Source organism: Pseudomonas nunensis (assembly GCF_024296925.1).
GTDB lineage: Bacteria > Pseudomonadota > Gammaproteobacteria > Pseudomonadales > Pseudomonadaceae > Aquipseudomonas > Aquipseudomonas nunensis.
In genome coordinates this window covers 6,767,508-6,788,224 of record NZ_CP101125.1, presented here as the reverse complement: position 1 = coordinate 6,788,224, position 20,717 = coordinate 6,767,508, and the positions used below count along the sequence as shown (strand labels likewise).

The window sequence follows — 20,717 nt, the reverse complement described above, 5'->3', positions numbered from 1 at the left end:
TCGCGACGGTCGGGACGCAGGTCGTGCAGGGAATGGGGTTCGAGCGGTGTGTCTGGCTATCCATCACACGTTCTCCCTGAACCAGATGTGGATAAGTTGCGGCTGTCCTTGGTAACTGGTTAGTGAAGACACGCGGCAGTTTGAAGTCAAGGAAGTGCCTTAGAACTGTATGAAATCTGATCTATTGCGTTCGGCGCTATAAACGGCGTGGCCTGCAGCGTTTAGCGAACAAGTTATCCACACCTCCACCCACAGCTAATGGGGACAACTATGGGTTTTTACGAAAAGTTGATGATAAATAATCAAGAAAAACCGTGACTTATCCAGAAGCAGGGTTTGCAAGAGTGATTGAGTGTTTTTTGATCAGATGCTTGTGAGGCACGGTTTATATGGTCTGTAGAGGATGGCGAACAGTTTATCCACAGAAGCGCCAACAGACTTTGGGGGCAACTTTGGTGTAACTGTGGAAAACCGTGGGGAGGCTTGATAAATCGGGGTTTTCGAGAGGTTTGTTGGAGTAAAACGGTGATTTGAGTGTTTTTTGATCAGCCGCCTGATAAGCCCGGTTTGTATGGCCTGTAGCGGACAGCGAACATCTTATCCACAGAAGCGCCAACAGAGATTGGGGGCAAGTATTGGCTCACGAGCAAAGTTATCCTCGGGAAAAAGCTCGAAAAAACCGTGGGTTAGGCTGGTTGTTTTTTGTACGAAGGCTTGCAGGGCTTGGTTTGTATGGGGTGTAGCGAGGGGTGAACATGTTATCCACAGAAGTGATAACAGGGATTGTGCATAAATCGTAAAAGTCCCTGTAGGAGCGAAGCTTGCTCGCGAAAGCGGTATATCAGGCAACAATGATGTTGAATGTCTGTCCGTCATCGCGAACAAGCTTCGCTCCCACAGGGGTTCTATGTCGATCACAAATGGTGTGCACACCGCCTGTCCATTGTGGGAGCGAGCTTGCTCGCGATAGCGGTAAATCGGGCGACATCAATGTTGAACGTGATGGCCTCTTCGCGAGCAAGCTTTGCTCCTACAGGGGTTTGGTTCGGCTTTACGGGCGGTACATCAGATAGGCCTCCCCCGTCACCCGAATCATCGGATGCGGCGTGATCTGGCAGGTATCCACAACCCGGAACCCATGCCGCTCATAGAACCGCCGCGCACCGGTGTTGGCGGCGTAGTCGATCAGGCTCAGGCCATTGAGCCCCAGTTGATTGGCGCGGTCGTAGGCGTAGGCGAGGAATTGCTGGCCCAGGCCCTGATTGCGCCAGCCTTCGTGCAGGGCGAGGCTCGAGATATACAGGGTGTCGGGAATTTCCATCGTGGCGTACGGTGCCAGCACCGGATCGGTCACGGGAGCGGCCTCGGGATCATGGCGCATCACGTAGCTGTGCAGCATGCCGACCACGTTGCCCTCGGCCTCGGCGATCAGGCAGTTCTGGTAAGAGAAATCTACATCGTCACGGGCGTAGCGACTGGCGCCGACCTCCAGCAGATCCTGGCCAGGCTGGGCCAGTTGACTCCAGATGTAATCCGCCGCGCCTTCTGATGAAATCTGAAACAAGCGAGCAATCTCCCGCGCATCCGAGCGCAGGGCCGAACGAAATTCAACTGCCATTGTTTCCCCCCTGTGGGAGCGGCGGTGCGACGATTCGACTTGCTCGCGAAGGCGGTGTGTCAGTCGACAAAAATGTTGAATGAATGACCGCTTTCGCGAGCAAGCCCGCTCCCACATTTTTTAGATGTGTGCTGGTTTTCGGTTAGCGGACCACGCCTTCTTCAATCAGCAACTTGAGAATCGCTTCAGCCCCCGCCTGCGCCGTCACGCCTTTGAGCACTTGCCCACCGCCGCCACTGGCCTTGGCCGTCGCGGCTTTCATGCGGTCCGCGCCGCTCTTGGCCTTGATCACTTTCAGGCGTTTAGGCCGAGGCTTGGCCGGTTGCAGGGTCGCGACCGCCAGCAATTCATCGTCGATAACTTCGACTTCATCCGCCTGCAACACCCCGCGTCGAGCCGGGCCATAAGCACTTTGCCGAGGCTTCGGCGCCGCGTTATCCACAGTCGCCAGAAACGGCAACCGGACCTTCAAGCGACGACGCTGACCACGGGGCAAGGCTTGCAGCACCAGGGCTGAATTGCCGTCGATGGATTCGACCTGAGCCAACCCCACCACCAGCGGCCAACCGAGGCTTTCCGCCAGCAGAAACGGCAACATCCCCGAGCCTTCACCGGTTTCCGCCTGGCTGCCAGTGAGCACCACTTGAGCCCCGGCGTCGCGCAAATAAGCGGTCAACGCCGGCAATGCGTCGGCGCCTTCCGGTTGTTCGAGCACATGCAGTTGTTCGAGTCCCATGCCCAGATAGGCACGCAGCGCCGGTTCCGCAACGTCGCCGGCATGCAGCACTTGCAGGTTATCCCCAGCCAGTTGCAGGCCCAGTTCCACAGCGCGTGCATCCTGCTCGGCGCGGCGTGGCCGGCCGGAGGTCGGGTGGGCGCCGATGGACACCAGGCTGATGACGTTCGTACTCATGAGCTTTTCCTTCCCTTAAGCCGCATCGCGCTTGGCGTCGTTGCGATAAGCCGCCATCGCATCGATCAAGGCTTGAAGAATCTCGGCACTCTCGCCGATCACCGACAGGTCGGCCCGTTTGATCATGTCGCAGCCCGGATCAAGGTTGATCGCCACCACCTTGTCGCAGGCGCCGATGCCTTGCAGGTGCTGGATCGCCCCGGAAATCCCCACGGCCACGTAGACCCGCGCGGTAACCCAGGTGCCGGACGCGCCGACCTGACGGTCCCGCGCCATGAACCCATCATCCACCGCCACCCGAGACGCACCTTCGGTGGCGCCCAAGGCTTCGGCGGTCCTGTGGAAAAGTCCCCAGTCCTTGACCCCGTTGCCGCCGGAGAAAATGAACTCCGCTTCGGCCATCGGAATCGCCGCCGGGTCCACTGCCACCGCGCCCAAATCCTCGATGCGCGACAGACTGCGCACCACGGCTGTGGATAACTCAACCGGCAAGGCTTCGTGACGGGTTTCGCTGACCGGCTCGGCGCACTCGACGGCAGCCAGGATCAAACGTGCAACCGGACGGGCAAGGTCTTGCAGCCCAGCACCGGCGCGGCCGATGCATTCCTGATCCTTGACCTGCCAGACCCGTGTGGCCGGGCGTTCGCCCAGTGCAGCGGCGAAGCGCCGACCGAGTTCACCGCCGCCGCTGCGGCTGTCCGGCAGCAACCAGTGACGCGGGTTGAACTGGTTATCCACAGCCCGCAGGCCCTGGACCCGTTGCTCCGGTGCATAACCGTTGAATTGATCGCCCTCAAGTACCAGCAAGCGATCGACGCCCGCAGTAGCGAAGGCGTTTTCCTTGTGTTCGCCGAAGACCACGGCCAGCACGGCGCCGTCCTTGCCGGCCAGTTGATGCGCCAGGCCGAGCAAGTCGCGGTCGTGGCTGCTCAAGCGGCCGCCGACCATGTCCGGTACGACGCTGATGTAGAAGGCCGGTGCGGCCACTTGATGCAGCGGCAATTGCACTTCAACAGCGGCCGAGCGTTTGGTCGCCCCGCCCTGCTGTGCGCCACTGCGGTCGATGCGTTTGATGCCGTTAGGGCCGATAAAACCGATGCCATGCAGGTTTTTGCGGATGACGCCGTTCGGCCCCATCCAGCTGTGCTGCGCCGGTTGCATGGCCGCGTGCAGCGGGTGCAAGCGGTTACGGGCAATCCATTCGGCGCGGGGGTCGCGGCGGATAATGTCGCTCATCAGTGGGCCTCCGCAGGTTCACGTTTGGCCGGGGTGTTTGGCTTGCTCGGTGCAGCGTCTTCGAGCAACGCGTCGGCCACCAGTTCGGCGATGTCCTTGATCAGCGGACGCGGTTCGACCACGCCTTCGAGCATCGCGGTGCATTGTGGGCAACCCACGGCCACCAGTTCGGCGCCGGTTTCACGGATGTCGTCCATGCGCATGTCGGGGATCCGTTGCTTGCCCGGAATGTCGGTGATCGGCGCGCCGCCGCCACCGCCGCAGCAGCGCGAGCGGAAACCGGAGCGTTGCATTTCCTTCACTTCAATCCCGAGTGCACGCAACACTTCACGCGGCGCCTCGTATTCGCCGTTGTAGCGACCGAGGTAGCACGGATCGTGATAAGTCACGCTGCTGCCTTTGTGCTGGCCAAGGTTGAGGGCGCCAGCGCCGATGATCTCGGCCATGTAGGTGCTGTGGTGCTGCACGAGGTAGTTGCCGTCGAAGGCGCCGTACTCGTTTTTCAGCACATGGAAACTGTGCGGGTCGCAGGTGACGATGCGGTTGAAGCTGTACTTGGCCAGGGTCTGGATGTTGCGTTTGGCCAACAGCTGGAAGGTTGCTTCATCGCCCAGGCGTCGGGCCACGTCACCGCTGTCGCGTTCTTCAAGACCGAGCACCGCGAAGTCGACCTTGGCCGCTTTCAGCACTTTGACGAAGGCGCGCAGGGTGCGCTGGTTGCGCATGTCGAAGGCACCGTCGCCGACCCAGAACAGCACGTCGACGGACTTCTTCTCGCTCATCAGATTCAGGTTCAAATCCGCCGCCCAGTTCATCCGCCCGCCCGGCGCAAAGCCGCCCGGGTTGTCGGTGGCGATCAGGTTTTCCAGGACTTCGGCGCCCTTGTTCGGCGTGGCGCCTTTTTCCAGGGTCAGGTGACGGCGCATGTCGACGATGGCATCGACGTGCTCGATCATCATCGGGCATTCCTCGACGCAGGCGCGGCAAGTGGTGCAGGACCACAGGGTTTCCGCATCCACCAGACCGTTGACGATCGGTTGATGCGGATTGCCGGCGTGTTCGCCAATCGCCTTTCCGGGGTACGGACTGCCAGCGAACTTGGCGTCGGTGCCGCCAGCGAGGCCGACCACCATGTCTTGAATCAGTTTTTTCGGGTTCAGCGGCTGGCCGGCGGCGAAGGCCGGGCAGGCGGCTTCGCATTTACCGCACTGCACGCAGGCGTCGAAGCCGAGCAGTTGGTTCCAGGTGAAATCCTTGGGTTTTTCCACACCCAATGGCGCGGTTGGATCGTTGAGGTCGAGAGGTTTCAAACCGGTGGAACGACCACCGCCAAAACGTTCGGCGCGACGGTGCCAGGCCAAGTGCAAAGCACCGGCGAAGGCGTGCTTCATCGGCCCGCCCCAGGTCATGCCGAAGAACAACTCGCTAACGCCCCACAACACACCGACGCCCAAAATCGCCGCCACCACCCAGCCACCGAAGTTTTCCGGGAGGATGCCGGCGACCGGCAGGGTCAAGAGGAAGAAGCTCGCAGAGAACGCCAAAAGGCTTTTCGGTAAACGCATCCACGGCCCTTTGGAAAGGCGAGCCGGGGGATTGCGACGACGCAAGAACATGAAAATCGCACCGACGAACATCACCGCCGAGGCGATCAACAGGGCGAAGCCGAGAATGCGATTGTGCAGGCCGAAACCGTGAACCAGGATCGCCAGCACAATCGACGCCACCGCACCACCGGCCGTGGCCACGTGGGTGTTGGCGATGTATTTGTCCCGCGCGACGACGTGGTGCAAATCGACCATGTAGCGCTTGGGCATGGCGAACAGGCCGCCGATCAGGTCGACCTTCGAGGCACGGCCCCGGCGCCACATAGCCACCCGCCGCAACGCGCCGAGGACAGCGAGGCCCAGGGCTGCGAACAACAGGATTGGAAGAAGGGTGTTCAACATAGGTGTTGCTCCCAAAGACCTGGGGTCTTGCAGGTCTAGATGCCTTGCTCGATTCCTGTGGGAGCGGGCTTGCTCGCGAAGGCGGGCTGACATTCAACATCGATGTCGACTGACCCGCCGCTTTCGCGAGCAAGCCCGCTCCCACAGGGTTATCCACAAGCCGTTAGAAATCCTTGCACAACCGCAACGCGTCATAGATCGCCGCGTGGGTGTTGCGCTGGGCCACACAGTCGCCGATGCGGAACAGCAAGTAGCCGTCACCCGCCTGGCTCAGCGATGGCTGCGGCTTGATCGCGAACAGGGCTTCGATGTCCATCTGGCCCTTGTTGCGCGACGCGTCCTTCAGCGCGTAATAGATTTCTTCGTCCGGACGCACGCCGTTTTCAACGACGACCTGGTCCACCACCCGCTCCTCTTTGGCGCCGGTGTATTCGTTTTCCAGCACCGCCACCAACTTGTCGCCTTCGCGGTAGACCTTCTCCAGCATCATGTCGCCGGTCATGATCACTTCTTTCGGGTACATGCTGCGGTAGTAGGTCGGGAACGAGGTACCGCCAATCGCCACGCCCGGCTTGATGTCGTCGGTGACGATCTCGACCTGGCTGCCCTTGTCGGCGAGGAAGTCCGCGGTGGACATCCCGGTGAATTCGCAAATGGTGTCGTAGACCAGCACGTTCTTGCCCGGCGCAACCTTGCCGTCAAGGATGTCCCAACTGCTGACCACCAGGCCTTCTGCTGCGCCCCAGTGTTCGTTCTGCTCCAGGAATGGATGACCGCCAACCGCGAGCACCACAACATCGGGACGCAGGTCGAGAATGGTCGCCGCGTCGGCCGCCACGCCTAGGCGCAGGTCGACTTTCAGACGCGCCAGCTCAAGCTGGAACCAGCGAGTGATACCGGCAATCTGGTCCCGTTGCGGGGCTTTCGAGGCTGTGGTGATCTGCCCGCCAATGAATTCTTTCTTCTCGAACAGGGTCACGTCGTGGCCACGTTCGGCGGACACGCGAGCAGCTTCCATCCCCGCAGGACCGGCACCGACCACCACGACTTTGCGTTTCACACCGGTCGATTTCTCGATGATGTGCGGCACGCCCATGTATTCACGGGAAGTCGCGGCGTTCTGGATGCACAGCACGTCCAGGCCTTGGTACTGACGGTCGATGCAGTAGTTGGCGCCGACGCATTGTTTGATCTGGTCCACCTGGCCCATTTTGATCTTGGCGATCAGGTGCGGGTCGGCGATGTGGGCGCGGGTCATGCCGACCATGTCCACGTAGCCGCCTTCCAGAATGCGGGTCGCCTGGTTCGGGTCCTTGATGTTCTGCGCGTGCAGCACCGGGGCCTTCACCACTTCCTTGATACCGGCGGCCAAATGCAGGAACGGCTCCGGTGGATAACTCATGTTCGGGATAACGTTGGCCAGGGTGTTGTGGGTGTCGCAACCCGAACCAACCACGCCGATGAAGTCGATCATGCCGGTGTCGTCGTAATACTTGGCGATCTGTTTCATGTCTTCGTGGGACAAGCCGTCCGGGTGGAACTCATCACCGCACAGACGGATGCCGACGCAGAAATCCGGGCCGACTTCCGCCCGCACAGCCTTCAGCACTTCCAGGCCGAAGCGCATGCGGTTCTCGAAGCTGCCGCCCCATTCGTCGGTACGTTTGTTGACTCGCGGGCTCCAGAACTGGTCGATCATGTGCTGGTGCACGGCCGACAGTTCAACGCCGTCCAGGCCACCGGCCTTGGCCCGCGCTGCTGCGCTGGCGTAGTTACCGATCACCCGCCAGATTTCTTCCGGCTCGATGGTTTTGCAGGTCGCGCGGTGCACCGGTTCACGGATGCCCGATGGCGACAACAGGGTTGGCCAATGCTCGCCGTCCCAACGCGAGCGTCGGCCCATGTGGGTAATCTGGATCATGATCTTGGCGCCATGCTTGTGCATGGCATCGGCCAGGTTCTGGAAGTGCGGGATGATCCGGTCATCGGCCAGGTTGACCGACTTCCACCAGCCTTGCGGGCTGTCGATGGCCACGCTGGAGGAACCGCCGCAAATCGCCAAGCCGATCCCGCCCTTGGCTTTCTCTTCGTAATACTTGACGTACCGGTCGGTGGTCATGCCGCCGTCGGTGGCATACACCTCGGCGTGCGCGGTGCTGAGCACGCGGTTGCGGATGGTCAGTTTGCCGATTTGGATCGGCTGGAACATTGCTTCGAAAGCCATGGCGGGTTCCTCGACTTACAACGGCTTGACGGTGAACAGGCCGTCGTCGTGGCCTTCTTCGGAGCCACCGTAGACTTGCTCGGCAACCGTGCGAATCTTGCTGCCGCGAGCCTCAAGAATCTGGTCCATGGCGCCGGCAAACCAACCGGTGAACATGTAGTCGACCTTGCGCCCGACCTTGCCGTACACGTAGACGAACGCCGAGTGTTCGAGCTTGACGCTGGCGGTGCCTTTGTCGAGGTCGATGTCCTGGATCTTGAACAGTCCCCAGCCGCGTTGCGACAGGCGCTTCATGTAGTGCTCGAACACCGCGACGCCTTCCAGACCGTGGCATTCAGCTTCTTTCTCACACCAGTGCCAGGCGGATTTGTAGCCAGCCTTGTAGAGGATCTCGGCGTAGGCTTCGGCGCCCAGCACTTCCTCGATGCCCATGTGGTTGTTGACAAAGAAGTGACGCGGTACATACAGCATCGGCAGGGCGTCGGAGGTCCAGACACCGGTTTCGCTGTCGACTTCGATTGGCAATTGCGGGGCGATCTTGGCCATGGAAACTTAACTCCAGAAAATTCGTTATGTTGGTGTGCCGTAGCATCCGTAGCAGCTGCCGAGCCTGCGAGGCTGCGTTGGGCTGCGAAGCGGCCCCGAGGGCGGTCCTGCGGACCGCAACGCAGCCTCGTGCCTCGGCAGCTGCTACAAGGGATCGTTATTTATTCGCCCCAGACGTCCTTGAGGACGTTGACCCAGTTCTCGCCCATGATCTTGCGGACCACGCGCTCGGAGTGGCCGCGCTTGAGCAGGGTTTCGGTCAGGTTCGGGAACTCGCCGACGGTGCGGATGCCCAGCGGGTTGATGATCTTGCCGAAGCTGGTCAGGCGGCGGGCGTAGCCCTTGTCATGGGTCAGGTATTCGAAGAAATCCTGGCCATGGCCCTGGGTAAAGTCGGTGCCGATGCCGATGGCGTCTTCGCCGACGATGTTCATGGTGTATTCGATGGCTTCGGCGTAGTCGTCGATGGTCGAATCGATGCCCTTGGCCAGGAACGGCGCAAACATGGTCACGCCGACGAAACCGCCGTGATCGGCGATGAACTTCAGTTCTTCATCGGATTTGTTGCGCGGGTGAATTTTCAGGCCCGACGGCAGGCAGTGGGAGTAGCACACTGGTTTCTTGGATTCGAGGATGACTTCCTCGGAAGTTTTCGAACCCACGTGGGACAGGTCGCACATGACGCCGACGCGGTTCATCTCGGCGACGATTTCACGACCGAAGCCCGACAGGCCGCCGTCGCGCTCGTAGCAACCGGTGCCGACCAGATTCTGGGTGTTGTAGCACATCTGCACGATACCGACGCCGAGCTGCTTGAACACCTCGACATAGCCGATCTGGTCTTCAAAGGCGTGGGCATTCTGGAAGCCGAAGAGGATGCCGGTCTTGCCCTGCTCCTTCGCCTTGCGGATATCGGCGGTGGTGCGCACTGGAATCACCAGGTCGCTGTTCTCGCGGATCAGCTTCTGGCTGGCAGCGATGTTGTTGACGGTGGCCTGGAAGCCCTCCCACACCGACACGGTGCAGTTGGCCGCGGTCAGACCGCCCTTGCGCATGTCTTCAAACAGCTCGCGGTTCCACTTGGCGATAATCAGCCCGTCGATAACGATGCTGTCGGCGTGCAATTCGGCTGGGCTCATCAGGCTGTCCCCTATTAGCGATTCATGCGCCGAATCGTGTGCCGGCGCTTTGGGGCCAGCATATGCCTGAGGACCGGGGCAGCCGGGTGCAAAAACGACAGGGGGTTTGCCGAAAGCGTCAATCCGCGACAAAGGGTCGTCGCCGCGACCGATCACGCACCTGTTCAAGGGCCTGCGCATGGGCCAGAATTCGGCGCATCAATGGATGCTTACTGGATTTAGGGCGACGCAATGAAATCGATCTTCCTGGCTTTGGCACTGATAGCGACCGGCGTACAGGCGGCTGAAGAGTCCGACAACAACCCCTGCGATGCCGTCGAAAACGACGTCCAGACCCTGGAATGCTCGGCCTACAGCAGAACCACTGCCGAACAACTGCTCAAAGAGAACTACCAGGGCCTGAATGAACGCTTGCAGTCGGTGTACGGCAAGAACAAGGCGCAATTGAGCGACATCACGGAAAAGCTCAAGGTTGCCCAGCAGCAATGGTTGAAGACCCGCGATGCGGATTGCGCAGTGGAAGCCTTTCCGGCGACGAGCGGTAGCAAGGCGTTCACCATTGCGCAGAATGACTGCGTGGCGCGGATGAGTGATGAGCGGTCGGAGTTTTTGGAGTCGATTTCGCAGGAGTGAAGGCGAACACCAGTCGTTTTGAGCTGTAAGCTGCACACCATCAGCTCGTTAAGGAATATCCAATGAACATCTGCGGCATCGAAATCAAAGGCAGCGAAGCGATCATCGCCGTGGCCGCTCTTGACGGTCAGGCCTTGAGCCACGTCGCCCTGGCCACCAAGAAAATCGCCCTGGACGATGACGACGAGGCTGCCAACGTCAAGGTGTTCGCCGCGCAGGTCGCTTCGTTTGTGCGGGAGAATTCCATTGACCGGATTGCGATCAAGAAGCGCAGCAAGAAGGGTGAGTTTGCTGGCGGGCCGACGACGTTCAAGATAGAGGGTGTTTTTCAGTTGCTGGAGAATTGCGAGGTGACGCTGTTGTCGCCGCAGACGATCAATGCCCAGGCTAAAAAGCACAACTTCGAACTGCCGGGGACGCTGAACAAGTATCAGCATGAGGCTTATAAAGCGGCCTGTTCTGCCCTGGTGAAGAAATAACAGCGCAAACAGATCCCACCTGTGGGAGCGGGCTTGCTCGCGAAAGCGCAGGGTCAGTCAATAATGATATCGACTGATACACCGCCTTCGCGAGCAAGCCCGCTCCCACATTGGTTTTGTGTCTGACTCAGACCTTGGCGGTACGCCGATCCTCTCGCGGACACCGCTCAAACCGCGCTCGATAGCTGCGGGTGAAATACGACGGTGATTCAAACCCGCACGCAATGCTCACTTCCAGCACGCTCATGTCGGTCTGACGCAACAACTGCCGGGCCTTCTCCAGCCTTAAGCGCAGGTAGAAATTGCTCGGTGTGTCGTTCAGGTGCAACCGAAACAACCGCTCCAACTGCCGCCGTGTCACCTTGATCGATTCCGCCAATTCCAGCGTACTCAGCGGCGGTTCGCTGTGCTGTTCCATCTCACCAATTACATGCACCAGCTTCTTGTTGCTGATGCCATAGCGCGTGGCGACTTCCATGCGCTGGTGGTCTTTGCGTGGGCGGATGCGCCCGAGTACGAATTGTTCGCTGACCTGGATCGCCAGTTCCGGGCCGTGGGCCTGGCCGATCAGGTCGAGCATCAGGTCGATGGAAGCAGTGCCGCCGGCCGAGGTGATGCGGCGGCGGTCGATTTCGAACAGTTCCTGGGTGACGCTGAGCTGTGGATAAGACTCCTTGAACGCGTCGATGGCTTCCCAGTGCAGGGTCAGGCGATGGCCGTCGAGCAGGCCGGCTTCGGCGAGGACGAAGCTGCCGGTGTCGATGGCGCCGAGGGTCACGCCTTCGTTGTCGAGGCGGCGCAGCCAGTGCTCCAGCGCGGGCGTGGCGAATTTCAGCGGTTCGAAACCGGCCACGACCAATAGCGTCGCACCTTTCTTCAGCGGTTCCAGTGCCGCATCGGCGTTGACAGACATGCCGTTACTGGCCAAAACCGCCCCGCCATCGGCACTCAACACGTGCCAGCGATACAACTCGCCGCGAAAGCGATTGGCGACCCGCAGCGGCTCGATGGCCGAGATAAAACCGATGGCCGAGAAACCCGGCATCAACATGAAGTAGAAATCCTGGGACATGGAGCGCACTCGACTGGCGGGGAACGTGAGGGCGGGTAGCGTGTGGACGTTGATACGCCACTTGTCGATGGCATTCAAGGGGGCAGGTCGCTGCAGTGCAAGAGCTGGTCGCCGCAGTGCGCTTTAGCGGGGGCATTGGTGCGTAACTTGGTCATCACCGGCGCACGAAGATGTCGGGACCCACAATAACGACCTGCCGAGGAACCCACCATGAAACGACTGATCAGCAGCTGTGTTCTTGCACTCAGCGGTACCGCTTTGTTGAGCGCCAATGTCATGGCCGCCGACCCCGCCGCGTGCCAGAACGTGCGCATGGGCGTAGTGAACTGGACCGATGTGATCGCCACCAGCGCCATGACTCAGGTATTGCTCGATGGCCTCGGCTACAACACCAAACAAACCAGCGCGTCCCAGCAAATCATCTTCGCCGGGATCCGCGACCAGCGCCTGGACATGTTCCTCGGCTACTGGAACCCGCTGATGACGCAGACCATCACCCCGTTCGTCGATGGCAAGCAAGTCAAAGTGCTTGAAGCGCCAAGCCTGAAAGACGCCCGCGCCACCCTCGCCGTGCCGACTTACCTCGCCGACAAGGGCCTGAAAACCTTCGCCGACATCGCCAAGTTCGAAAAAGAACTGGGCGGCAAGATCTACGGCATCGAGCCTGGCTCGGGCGCCAACACCCAAATCAAAGACATGATCGCCAAGAACCAGTTTGGCCTCGGCAAGTTCCAGTTGGTCGAGTCCAGCGAAGCAGGGATGCTCTCGGCCGTGACCCGCGCCACCAAGCGCAACGAGGCGATCGTGTTCTTCGGCTGGGCGCCGCACCCGATGAACGTCAACGTGAAGATGACCTACCTCACCGGCAGCGAAGACGCCCTGGGCCCGAACGAAGGCATGGCCACGGTCTGGACCGTCACCGCGCCGAACTACGCACAGCAATGCCCGAACGTCAGCCGCTTGCTCAGCAACCTGACCTACACCGCCGAAGATGAGAGCCGGATGATGCAGCCGCTGCTGGATCACAAGGACGCCTTCGAATCCGCCAAGCAATGGCTCAAGGATCACCCGCAAGACAAGCAACGCTGGCTCGAAGGTGTGACCACGTTCGATGGCAAGCCAGCGGCTGAAAACCTGCAATTGACCAGTAAATAAACCCGATTGAACCACCGAATCGCAGCCCACGAGGGCTGCGAACGGAATTCCCACGCCCAAAATCAAGCCTGTAAGGAACCCGCCTAATGAACCACGACGTCATCATCACCTGCGCACTCACCGGTGCTGGCGACACGACCGCCAGAAGCCCACATGTGCCGGTCACCCCGAAACAAATCGCCGCGGCCGCCGTGGAAGCCGCCAAGGCTGGCGCCACCGTGGTCCACTGCCACGTTCGTGATCCCGAAACCGGCAAGTTCAGCCGTGACGTCGCGCTGTACCGCGAAGTGATGGAGCGCATCCGCGAGGCGGACGTAGACATCATCGTCAACCTCACCGCCGGCATGGGCGGCGACCTGGAAATCGGCGCGGGCGAGAACCCGATGGAGTTCGGACCGAACACTGACCTGGTCGGCCCACTGACCCGTCTGGCCCACGTTGAAGAATTGCTGCCGGAGATCTGTACCCTGGATTGCGGCACCCTGAACTTCGGCGATGGCGACACGATTTACGTGTCCACCCCGGCGCAACTGCGCGCTGGCGCCAAACGCATTCAAGAGCTGGGCGTGAAAGCCGAGCTGGAAATCTTCGACACCGGTCACCTGTGGTTCGCCAAGCAGATGATCAAGGAAGGCCTGCTCGACAACCCGCTGTTCCAACTGTGCCTGGGCATCCCGTGGGGCGCGCCGGCCGACACCACCACCATGAAAGCCATGGTCGACAACCTGCCAGCCGACGCGGTCTGGGCCGGGTTCGGCATCGGCCGCATGCAAATGCCGATGGCCGCGCAAGCGGTGCTGCTGGGCGGCAACGTACGGGTCGGTCTGGAAGACAACCTGTGGCTGGATAAAGGCGTACTGGCGACCAACGGCCAACTGGTCGAACGCGCCAGCGAAATCCTCAGCCGACTCGGTGCCCGCGTCCTGACCCCAGCCGAAGGCCGGGCAAAAATGGGCCTGACCAAGCGCGGCTGACCCACACCACACACTTCACCTGTGGGAGCGGGCTTGCTCGCGAAGGGGCCGTCACATCCGACACCGTTGTCGACTGACACTCCGCTTTCGCGAGCAAGCCCGCTCCCACAAGGGTTCACCAAATTCATTCAGGAAGTCGCCATGAGCTTTATCACCGAAATCAAAACCTTCGCCGCGCTGGGCAGCGGTGTCATCGGCAGCGGTTGGGTCTCCCGCGCCCTCGCCCATGGCCTCGATGTGGTGGCTTGGGACCCGGCGCCCGGCGCCGAAGCGGCGCTGCGCAAGCGGGTTGCGAATGCCTGGGGTGCGCTGGAGAAACAAGGCCTGGCGCCCGGCGCTTCACAAGATCGCCTGCGCTTTGTCGCGACCATCGAAGAATGCGTGCGCGATGCGGATTTCATCCAGGAAAGCGCCCCGGAACGCCTCGAACTCAAACTCGAACTGCACGCAAAAATCAGCGCGGCGGCTAAGCCCAATGCGCTGATCGGCTCCAGCACCTCGGGGCTGTTGCCGAGCGAGTTCTACGAAGGGTCGACCCACCCGGAACGCTGCGTGGTCGGGCACCCGTTCAACCCGGTTTACTTGCTGCCATTGGTGGAAGTGGTCGGTGGCAAGAACACCGCGCCGGAGGCCATTCAAGCGGCGATCAAAGTCTATGAATCCCTAGGGATGCGTCCGTTGCACGTGCGCAAGGAAGTGCCAGGATTTATCGCCGACCGTTTGCTCGAAGCGCTGTGGCGTGAGGCGCTGCACCTGGTCAACGACGGCGTGGCAACTACTGGCGAAATCGACGATGCGATTCGCTTTGGCGCGGGTCTGCGCTGGTCGTTCATGGGCACTTTCCTGACCTACACCCTGGCCGGTGGTGATGCGGGTATGCGGCACTTCATGGCGCAATTCGGCCCGGCGTTGCAGTTACCTTGGACCTATTTGCCAGCCCCGGAACTGACTGACAAATTGATTGATGATGTGGTGGATGGCACCAGCGATCAGTTGGGGACGCATAGCATTTCAGCGCTGGAACGCTATCGTGATGATTGCCTGCTGGCGGTGCTGGAAGCGGTGAAAACCACCAAAGAGAAGCATGGGATGGCGTTCAGCGAGTAACGCGTCAGCCGGTCTGGCCCCTTCGCGAGCAAGCCCGCTCCCACATTGGAATACGGTCACCTGTGGGAGCGGGCTTGCTCGCGAAAGCGGCAGCCCAGTCACCACCATCATCGGAACCAGAACCATGCCCACCCTCACCACCTACCAAACCAAAATCATCCCCGACTGGGTCGATTACAACGGACACCTGCGCGATGCCTTCTACCTGCTGATTTTCAGCTACGCCACCGACGCCCTGATGGATCGCCTGGGCATGGACAGCAACAACCGCGAAGCCAGCGGCAACTCGCTGTTCACCCTCGAACTGCACCTCAACTACCTGCACGAAGTGAAGCTCGACGCCGACGTCGAGGTACACACGCAAATCATCGCCCACGACAGCAAACGCCTGCACCTCTACCACAGCCTGCACCTGGTGGGCGGTGACAAAGAGTTAGCCGGCAACGAGCAAATGCTGCTGCACGTCGACCTCGCCGGGCCGCGCTCAGCGCCGTTCAGCGAAGACACCTTGAGCAAGCTGCAAGCCATCGTCGCCGAACAAACCGACCTGCCTACCCCCGACTACGTTGGCCGAGTGATCGCACTGCCCCCAAAAAAATAATAAGGAGATCGCCATGAACACCGCCGCCGCATTTGCCGACTTCCGCACCTATCCGTTGATCAGCGCGTTAACCGCCGTGCAAACCTTGGCCGATCAAGTTCAAGTGACGTGGGCCGATGGTCGCGTCAGTCCCTTTCATCACCAATGGCTGCGGGACAACTGCCCGTGCCCGTTGTGTGTCTACAGCGTGACCCGCGAACAAGTGCTGGAAATCGTCGATGTCGCTGAAGACCTGACACCCAGCGCCGCGCATCTCGAAGCCGACGGTTGCCTGCACGTTGACTGGCAGGACGGTCACCTCAGCCGCTTCGATCCCGGCTGGTTGCGAGCGCATGCCTACGACGACGAATCCCGCGCCGAACGGCGTGCGGCCAAACCGAAATCCCTGCTGTGGAAAAGCGATTTGCAGTTGCCGGTGTTCGACTATCAGGCCCTGATGAACGACAACCACGCCTTGCTGCAATGGTTGCTGGCAGTGCGGGATATCGGCCTGACCCAGGTTCGCGGCGTACCCACCGAACCCGGCTCGCTGAAGCTGATCGCGCAACGGATTTCCTTTATCCGCGAGAGCAACTTTGGCGTGCTGTTCAACGTGCAATCCAAGGCCGACGCCGACAGCAACGCCTATACCGCATTCAACTTGCCGCTGCACAGCGATTTGCCGACCCGAGAGTTGCAACCGGGGCTGCAATTCCTGCATTGCCTGGTCAATGACGCCGAGGGTGGCGAGAGTATTTTCGTCGACGGTTTTGCCATCGCCGAGGCGTTACGGGTGGAAAGTCCGGAGTCGTTCCAGGCCTTGTGTGAAATCCCCGTGGAATTCCGCAACAAGGACCGCCACAGCGACTACCGCTGCCTGGCGCCGATCATCGCACTGGATGCGCTGGGGCAGGTGTCGGAAATTCGCATGGCGAACTTTCTGCGCGGGCCGTTTGATGCTTCGATCGACGACATGCCCAAGCTCTATCGGGCGTATCGGCGGTTTATTGCCATGACCCGCGAAGCGCGGTTCCGGGTGATGACGCGGCTTAATCCGGGGGAGTTGTGGTGCTTCGATAACCGCCGCACCTTGCATGCGCGCAATGCGTTTGATCCGGCCACGGGTGCCCGGCATTTCCAGGGATGTTATGTGGATCGGGATGAGTTGTTGTCGCGGATTTTGGTGTTGCAACGGTAAACCGCGTCATCGTTCATTCGCGAGCAAGCCCGCTCCCACAGGGTTCACGGTGAGCCCATGTGGGAGCGGGCTTGCTCGCGAATGCGGTCTATCAATCAACACAAAACCACCTGACCCACAGACAAAAAAAAGCCCCGATCAAGCCGTGACAGGATCGAGGCACAAGGTACTGTTGAGGAGCCGTTGCGCGAGGGTGACCAAACCATCGTGTAGCCAGCTGAATCCAGTGTGCCCACTCCCCTCCTTGGCAAGTTAGCCGAAAACGACCTGTTCATAGGTATTGCGGCCATTGCGACAAATCGTCCTTGCCGCCATCCCGTACCCCTACGAGAATCGAGCCACGACACCGTTCCCTGAAGAAGGATTGCGTCATGATGTACGCCGATTTGATTGACCAGGAAGACCTGTTGGGCCAGCTGAAATCATTGGGCTTTCCAATTCCGACCGGCGCCACGGCCGAGCAGGCGTGCGAGTGTGCCGTGCGGGGTTTGAACGATGAGCGGGCGATAGTGCTGCGCACGATGGTCAAGCAGATGTACACCAGCAGCGCGACCATCCTGCCGGCGGTGCGCCAAGCGATCGACAGGCAATTGTTGCCGGCGCTGGCGGAGTATCAGCAGAGTCGTAGCGCCTAAGAGGACGCCTTCGCGAGCAAGCCCGCTCCCACACTGGATCTGCGGAGTTCACAAATCCAATGTAGGAGCGAGGCTTGCCCGCGAATGAAAGCCCCTCGGCCTAGAGCCTTACGCTAGCAAACGTCGACTCATTCCGCGCCTGACTCAACGCCGACAACGGCCCGGACAGCGGCGACAGCACCAACGCTTGCGGCAACGGCATCATCGCGACCTGTTGCGTGGTGTTGGAACCTACGCGCTCGTCACGCGGCGGAATGCCGAAGTATTCGCGGTAGCACTTGGAGAAGTGCGGCGTGGACACGAAACCGCACACCGACGCCACTTCGATGATCGACATCGGCGTTTGCTTGAGCAACTGCCGCGCGCGGATCAGGCGCAGCTTGAGGTAGTAGCGCGACGGCGAACAGTGCAGGTATTTCTGGAACAGCCGCTCCAGCTGACGACGCGAAACGGCGACGTACACCGCCAGTTCGTCGAGGTCGATCGGCTCTTCGAGATTGGCTTCCATCAGCGCGACGATTTCCTGCAACTTCGGCTGGTTGGTGCCAAGCATGTGCTTGAGCGGCACGCGCTGGTGATCCTGTTCGTTGCGGATGCGCTCGTAGACAAACATCTCCGAGATCGCAGCCGACAGCTCACGACCATGATCGCGGCTGATCAGGTGCAGCATCATGTCCAGCGGCGCGGTGCCGCCGGAGCTGGTGAAGCGGTTACGGTCGAGAGTGAACAAGCGGGTGCTCATGGCCACGCGCGGAAACGCTTCCTGCATGGCAGCCAGGCATTCCCAGTGCACGCTGCAATCAAAACCGTCCAGCAGGCCGGCGCAGGCCAGGGCCCAGCTACCCGTGCAGACCGCGCCCAGACGCTTGGATTGACGCGCCTGACTCTGCAGCCATGACACGTGTTCACGGGTAACAGTGCGCTGAATGCCGATACCGCCGCAGACAATGATGGTGTCCATGGACGGCGCTTTGTGCATGGAGGCGTCGGGGGTGATTTGCAGACCGTCACTGGCCCAGACCTGGCCACCGTCAACGGTGAGGGTGGTCCAGCGATACAGCTCGCGGCCGGACAATTGGTTGGCCATGCGCAGGGGTTCTACTGCGGAGGCCAGAGAAATAAGCGTGAAATTGTCCAGCAGCAGAAAGCCGATGGATTGAGGCGCACGGTTCTGGGGTTGAGCCCCGGAGTTGAACGTCGTCATCGCGGTATCTCCTCACACAAAGCGGGTGATGGCCTCAGGCGGAGGCTCTTGTTATTGCCATCGTTCTCGCGTGGGAGACGGGCTTTGTAATGACAGAGCAATTGCCATGCCTAAAGTTGAATGGTCATTCAATAACTCCTGAAAACGACGTCGCGGCGTGTCTATATAAGCCGTGCGCAGAGTGGGGGTTATAAGTGCCATCAGGACGAGCAAATGCTCTGTGTTGCAGGGTGTGAGCAAATCGGTAGCACTTGTGGGAACAGGGGCTGCGAGCTGCTGGAGAAGAGTGTCACCACAAGCACAGGTGACAGGCGGTAATGGCCAGACTGGATCCCGGATCTCGGGAAGTGCGCTTGTCTGATTACGACGCGCTAAAAGGTGGCGTGATTTTGTGGCGGTGTTCACTTAGCGCGCAGTTTTGACTGGTCTGGCCTCTTCGCGGGCAAGCCTCGCTCCTACAGGTTTTGTATTGCCCATGTAGGAGCGAGGCTCGCCCGCGAATAGGGTCAACTCGGTCTCAGCACTCCACCGCGCTCACCGCCAACCCACCGCGCGATGTCTCTTTATATTTGTCATGCATATCAGCGCCGGTATCACGCATGGTGCGGATCACCCGATCCAGCGAGATAAAGTGCTGGCCATCGCCACGCAACGCCATCTGCGCCGCGTTGATCGCTTTCACTGCGGCAATCGCATTGCGCTCGATGCACGGCACTTGCACCAGGCCGCCCACCGGATCGCAGGTCAGGCCCAGGTTGTGTTCCAGGCCGATTTCCGCGGCGTTGCACAGTTGCTCCGGCGTCGCGCCGAGAATCTCCGCCAACCCCGCCGCCGCCATGGCGCAGGCCGAACCGACTTCACCCTGACAGCCGACTTCGGCACCGGAGATCGACGCGTTCTTCTTGCACAGGATCCCTACCGCCGCAGCGCTGAGGAAATAGTCCACCACGTTGGCGTCGGTCACCGCCTCGCTGAACTTCATGAAGTAATGCAGCACCGCCGGGATGATCCCCGCCGCGCCGTTGGTCGGTGCCGTGACCATGCGCCCACCGGCCGCGTTCTCTTCGTTGACCGCCAGGGCGAACAGATTGACCCATTCCATGGCACTCAACGTCGAGCCAATCACGTTGGGCTTGCCCAGCTCTTGCAGGCTGCGATGCAACTTGGCTGCACGCCGGCGCACGTTAAGTCCGCCGGGCAGAATGCCTTCGTGCTTGAGGCCCTGATCGACGCAATCCTGCATGGCGCGCCAGAGTTTCATCAGGCCCGCACGAATATCGTCCTCGCTGCGCCAGACCTTTTCGTTGGCCATCATCAGCTCGGCCACGCGCAGGTTGTGCTTCTGGCACAGCTCAAGCAGTTCCACCGCACTGGAGAAGTCATAGGGCAACACGGTGCGATCCAGATCTACCACGCCGCTGGACGCTTGCGCCTCATCCACCACAAAACCGCCGCCAATCGAATAGTAGGTGTCGCGGTGCAACTCACCGTGATCGCCTTCTACAATTAATGTCATGGCATTCGGGTGGAATGGCAGGTTCTCGTCGATCAGGCGCATGTCGCGAGCCCAGATGAATGGCACCGATAAACGACCGTCGAGCAACAAGGTGTCGGTTTCACGCAGGGTGGCGATATGCAGGCCGATTTGCGACGGATCAATCGCATCCGGCCACTCGCCCATCAGCCCCATGATCACGGCGTTATCGCTGCCGTGACCGATGCCGGTGGCCGATAACGACCCGTAGAGCTGAACTTCGACCCGCCTTACTTGTTCCAAAAGACCCTGCTCACGCAAACCTTGCACGAACAGCGCCGCGGCCCGCATAGGGCCGACCGTGTGCGAACTGGAAGGGCCAATGCCGATTTTGAACAGGTCGAAAACGCTGATAGCCATTACTGCCGAACTCCTGGATGTGCCTACTCCAGACGCAAAAGCGCCCAGTGACGGAGCTGCTACGCTCAAGCTGCAATCCGCCAGATTGGCTGCATCATCAGGCTTTTGTGGTGTCGTTCGACGTCTCACACCGACGCACTCATGTCCACCAACGCCGCGGG

The 20,717-nt window shown here is 60.4% G+C and carries 18 protein-coding genes; 8 read left to right on the top strand and 10 right to left on the bottom strand.

What is annotated here, in order from left to right; all coding sequences use genetic code 11:
• Positions 1-1,051: 1,051 nt before the first annotated feature.
• The 7 genes from NK667_RS29995 to NK667_RS29960 form a co-directional block, all read right to left on the bottom strand.
• On the bottom strand, positions 1,052-1,618 hold the full coding sequence (locus tag NK667_RS29995; RefSeq protein ID WP_054616872.1) for a GNAT family N-acetyltransferase: 567 nt from the start codon (positions 1,616-1,618) through the stop codon (positions 1,052-1,054).
• Between the two features lie 142 nt (positions 1,619-1,760).
• Complete coding sequence (gene etfB, locus NK667_RS29990; RefSeq protein WP_054044216.1) at positions 1,761-2,531, bottom strand: electron transfer flavoprotein subunit beta; 771 nt, start codon at positions 2,529-2,531, stop codon at positions 1,761-1,763.
• A 15-nt stretch (positions 2,532-2,546) separates the two neighbouring features.
• Positions 2,547-3,767 (bottom strand): electron transfer flavoprotein subunit alpha, encoded by a 1,221-nt coding sequence (gene etfA / locus NK667_RS29985; protein ID WP_054616873.1) that lies wholly within the window; start codon positions 3,765-3,767, stop codon positions 2,547-2,549.
• Positions 3,767-5,716, bottom strand: a complete 1,950-nt coding sequence (gene dgcB / locus NK667_RS29980; RefSeq protein WP_054616874.1) for a dimethylglycine demethylation protein DgcB — start codon at positions 5,714-5,716, stop codon at positions 3,767-3,769. Before dgcB ends, etfA begins: the two co-directional genes overlap by 1 nt.
• Positions 5,717-5,879: 163 nt before the next feature.
• Complete coding sequence (dgcA, locus tag NK667_RS29970; RefSeq protein ID WP_054616875.1) at positions 5,880-7,940, bottom strand: dimethylglycine demethylation protein DgcA; 2,061 nt, start codon at positions 7,938-7,940, stop codon at positions 5,880-5,882.
• Between the two features lie 15 nt (positions 7,941-7,955).
• On the bottom strand, positions 7,956-8,486 hold the full coding sequence (locus NK667_RS29965; protein ID WP_008083165.1) for a DUF5943 domain-containing protein: 531 nt from the start codon (positions 8,484-8,486) through the stop codon (positions 7,956-7,958).
• A 161-nt stretch (positions 8,487-8,647) separates the two neighbouring features.
• The gene (locus tag NK667_RS29960) at positions 8,648-9,625 is read right to left on the bottom strand and encodes a dipeptidase (protein WP_008033250.1); all 978 of its coding nucleotides are present in this window, start codon (positions 9,623-9,625) and stop codon (positions 8,648-8,650) included.
• A 231-nt stretch (positions 9,626-9,856) separates the two neighbouring features.
• On the opposite strand from NK667_RS29960, the gene NK667_RS29955 reads away from it, so the two are divergent.
• Positions 9,857-10,258 carry a lysozyme inhibitor LprI family protein gene (locus tag NK667_RS29955; protein WP_054044220.1) on the top strand — a complete coding sequence of 134 codons (402 nt, stop codon included), beginning with the start codon at positions 9,857-9,859 and terminating at the stop codon, positions 10,256-10,258.
• Between the two features lie 62 nt (positions 10,259-10,320).
• A complete protein-coding gene (locus tag NK667_RS29950) occupies positions 10,321-10,737 on the top strand; it encodes a DUF3010 family protein (RefSeq protein ID WP_054044221.1) in 417 nt (138 codons plus the stop codon).
• A gap of 127 nt (positions 10,738-10,864) precedes the next feature.
• Here NK667_RS29950 and NK667_RS29945 read toward each other — a convergent pair whose 3' ends face one another.
• Complete coding sequence (locus tag NK667_RS29945; protein WP_054044222.1) at positions 10,865-11,809, bottom strand: GlxA family transcriptional regulator; 945 nt, start codon at positions 11,807-11,809, stop codon at positions 10,865-10,867.
• A gap of 210 nt (positions 11,810-12,019) precedes the next feature.
• Between NK667_RS29945 and choX the strand changes: the two genes are divergently transcribed.
• The 6 genes from choX to NK667_RS29915 all read left to right on the top strand — a co-directional run bounded on the left by choX (position 12,020) and on the right by NK667_RS29915 (position 17,458).
• On the top strand, positions 12,020-12,964 hold the full coding sequence (gene choX, locus NK667_RS29940; RefSeq protein WP_054616876.1) for a choline ABC transporter substrate-binding protein: 945 nt from the start codon (positions 12,020-12,022) through the stop codon (positions 12,962-12,964).
• Positions 12,965-13,050: 86 nt separating this feature from the next.
• Complete coding sequence (gene cdhC, locus NK667_RS29935; protein ID WP_054616877.1) at positions 13,051-13,938, top strand: 3-dehydrocarnitine:acetyl-CoA trimethylamine transferase CdhC; 888 nt, start codon at positions 13,051-13,053, stop codon at positions 13,936-13,938.
• Between the two features lie 141 nt (positions 13,939-14,079).
• Positions 14,080-15,045, top strand: coding sequence for an L-carnitine dehydrogenase (locus NK667_RS29930; RefSeq protein WP_054616878.1), 966 nt, complete (start codon positions 14,080-14,082; stop codon positions 15,043-15,045).
• A gap of 124 nt (positions 15,046-15,169) precedes the next feature.
• Complete coding sequence (locus NK667_RS29925) at positions 15,170-15,646, top strand: thioesterase family protein (protein ID WP_054616879.1); 477 nt, start codon at positions 15,170-15,172, stop codon at positions 15,644-15,646.
• 13 nt (positions 15,647-15,659) lie between these two features.
• Positions 15,660-16,823, top strand: coding sequence for a gamma-butyrobetaine dioxygenase (locus NK667_RS29920; RefSeq protein ID WP_054616880.1), 1,164 nt, complete (start codon positions 15,660-15,662; stop codon positions 16,821-16,823).
• Between the two features lie 371 nt (positions 16,824-17,194).
• Entirely contained in the window at positions 17,195-17,458 is a 264-nt protein-coding gene (locus tag NK667_RS29915) for a hypothetical protein (protein WP_054044229.1), read from the top strand.
• A gap of 100 nt (positions 17,459-17,558) precedes the next feature.
• Here the strand turns inward: NK667_RS29915 and gbdR are convergent, their stop codons facing one another.
• Complete coding sequence (gene gbdR, locus NK667_RS29910) at positions 17,559-18,662, bottom strand: choline metabolism transcriptional regulator GbdR (RefSeq protein ID WP_017341204.1); 1,104 nt, start codon at positions 18,660-18,662, stop codon at positions 17,559-17,561.
• A 517-nt stretch (positions 18,663-19,179) separates the two neighbouring features.
• Positions 19,180-20,556: an L-serine ammonia-lyase gene (locus NK667_RS29905; RefSeq protein ID WP_054616881.1), complete on the bottom strand. Its 1,377-nt coding sequence runs from the start codon at positions 20,554-20,556 to the stop codon at positions 19,180-19,182.
• Positions 20,557-20,717 lie beyond the last annotated feature (161 nt).

Bases quoted from the DNA above. Each gene is read 5' to 3' on its own strand.
- NK667_RS29995 (WP_054616872.1), bottom strand. From the start codon at position 1,618: ATGGCAGTTGAATTTCGTTCGGCCCTGCGCTCGGATGCGCGGGAGATT.
- etfB (WP_054044216.1), bottom strand. From the start codon at position 2,531: ATGAGTACGAACGTCATCAGCCTGGTGTCCATCGGCGCCCACCCGACC.
- etfA (WP_054616873.1), bottom strand. From the start codon at position 3,767: ATGAGCGACATTATCCGCCGCGACCCCCGCGCCGAATGGATTGCCCGT.
- dgcB (WP_054616874.1), bottom strand. From the start codon at position 5,716: ATGTTGAACACCCTTCTTCCAATCCTGTTGTTCGCAGCCCTGGGCCTC.
- dgcA (WP_054616875.1), bottom strand. From the start codon at position 7,940: ATGGCTTTCGAAGCAATGTTCCAGCCGATCCAAATCGGCAAACTGACC.
- NK667_RS29965 (WP_008083165.1), bottom strand. From the start codon at position 8,486: ATGGCCAAGATCGCCCCGCAATTGCCAATCGAAGTCGACAGCGAAACC.
- NK667_RS29960 (WP_008033250.1), bottom strand. From the start codon at position 9,625: ATGAGCCCAGCCGAATTGCACGCCGACAGCATCGTTATCGACGGGCTG.
- NK667_RS29955 (WP_054044220.1), top strand. From the start codon at position 9,857: ATGAAATCGATCTTCCTGGCTTTGGCACTGATAGCGACCGGCGTACAG.
- NK667_RS29950 (WP_054044221.1), top strand. From the start codon at position 10,321: ATGAACATCTGCGGCATCGAAATCAAAGGCAGCGAAGCGATCATCGCC.
- NK667_RS29945 (WP_054044222.1), bottom strand. From the start codon at position 11,809: ATGTCCCAGGATTTCTACTTCATGTTGATGCCGGGTTTCTCGGCCATC.
- choX (WP_054616876.1), top strand. From the start codon at position 12,020: ATGAAACGACTGATCAGCAGCTGTGTTCTTGCACTCAGCGGTACCGCT.
- cdhC (WP_054616877.1), top strand. From the start codon at position 13,051: ATGAACCACGACGTCATCATCACCTGCGCACTCACCGGTGCTGGCGAC.
- NK667_RS29930 (WP_054616878.1), top strand. From the start codon at position 14,080: ATGAGCTTTATCACCGAAATCAAAACCTTCGCCGCGCTGGGCAGCGGT.
- NK667_RS29925 (WP_054616879.1), top strand. From the start codon at position 15,170: ATGCCCACCCTCACCACCTACCAAACCAAAATCATCCCCGACTGGGTC.
- NK667_RS29920 (WP_054616880.1), top strand. From the start codon at position 15,660: ATGAACACCGCCGCCGCATTTGCCGACTTCCGCACCTATCCGTTGATC.
- NK667_RS29915 (WP_054044229.1), top strand. From the start codon at position 17,195: ATGATGTACGCCGATTTGATTGACCAGGAAGACCTGTTGGGCCAGCTG.
- gbdR (WP_017341204.1), bottom strand. From the start codon at position 18,662: ATGACGACGTTCAACTCCGGGGCTCAACCCCAGAACCGTGCGCCTCAA.
- NK667_RS29905 (WP_054616881.1), bottom strand. From the start codon at position 20,556: ATGGCTATCAGCGTTTTCGACCTGTTCAAAATCGGCATTGGCCCTTCC.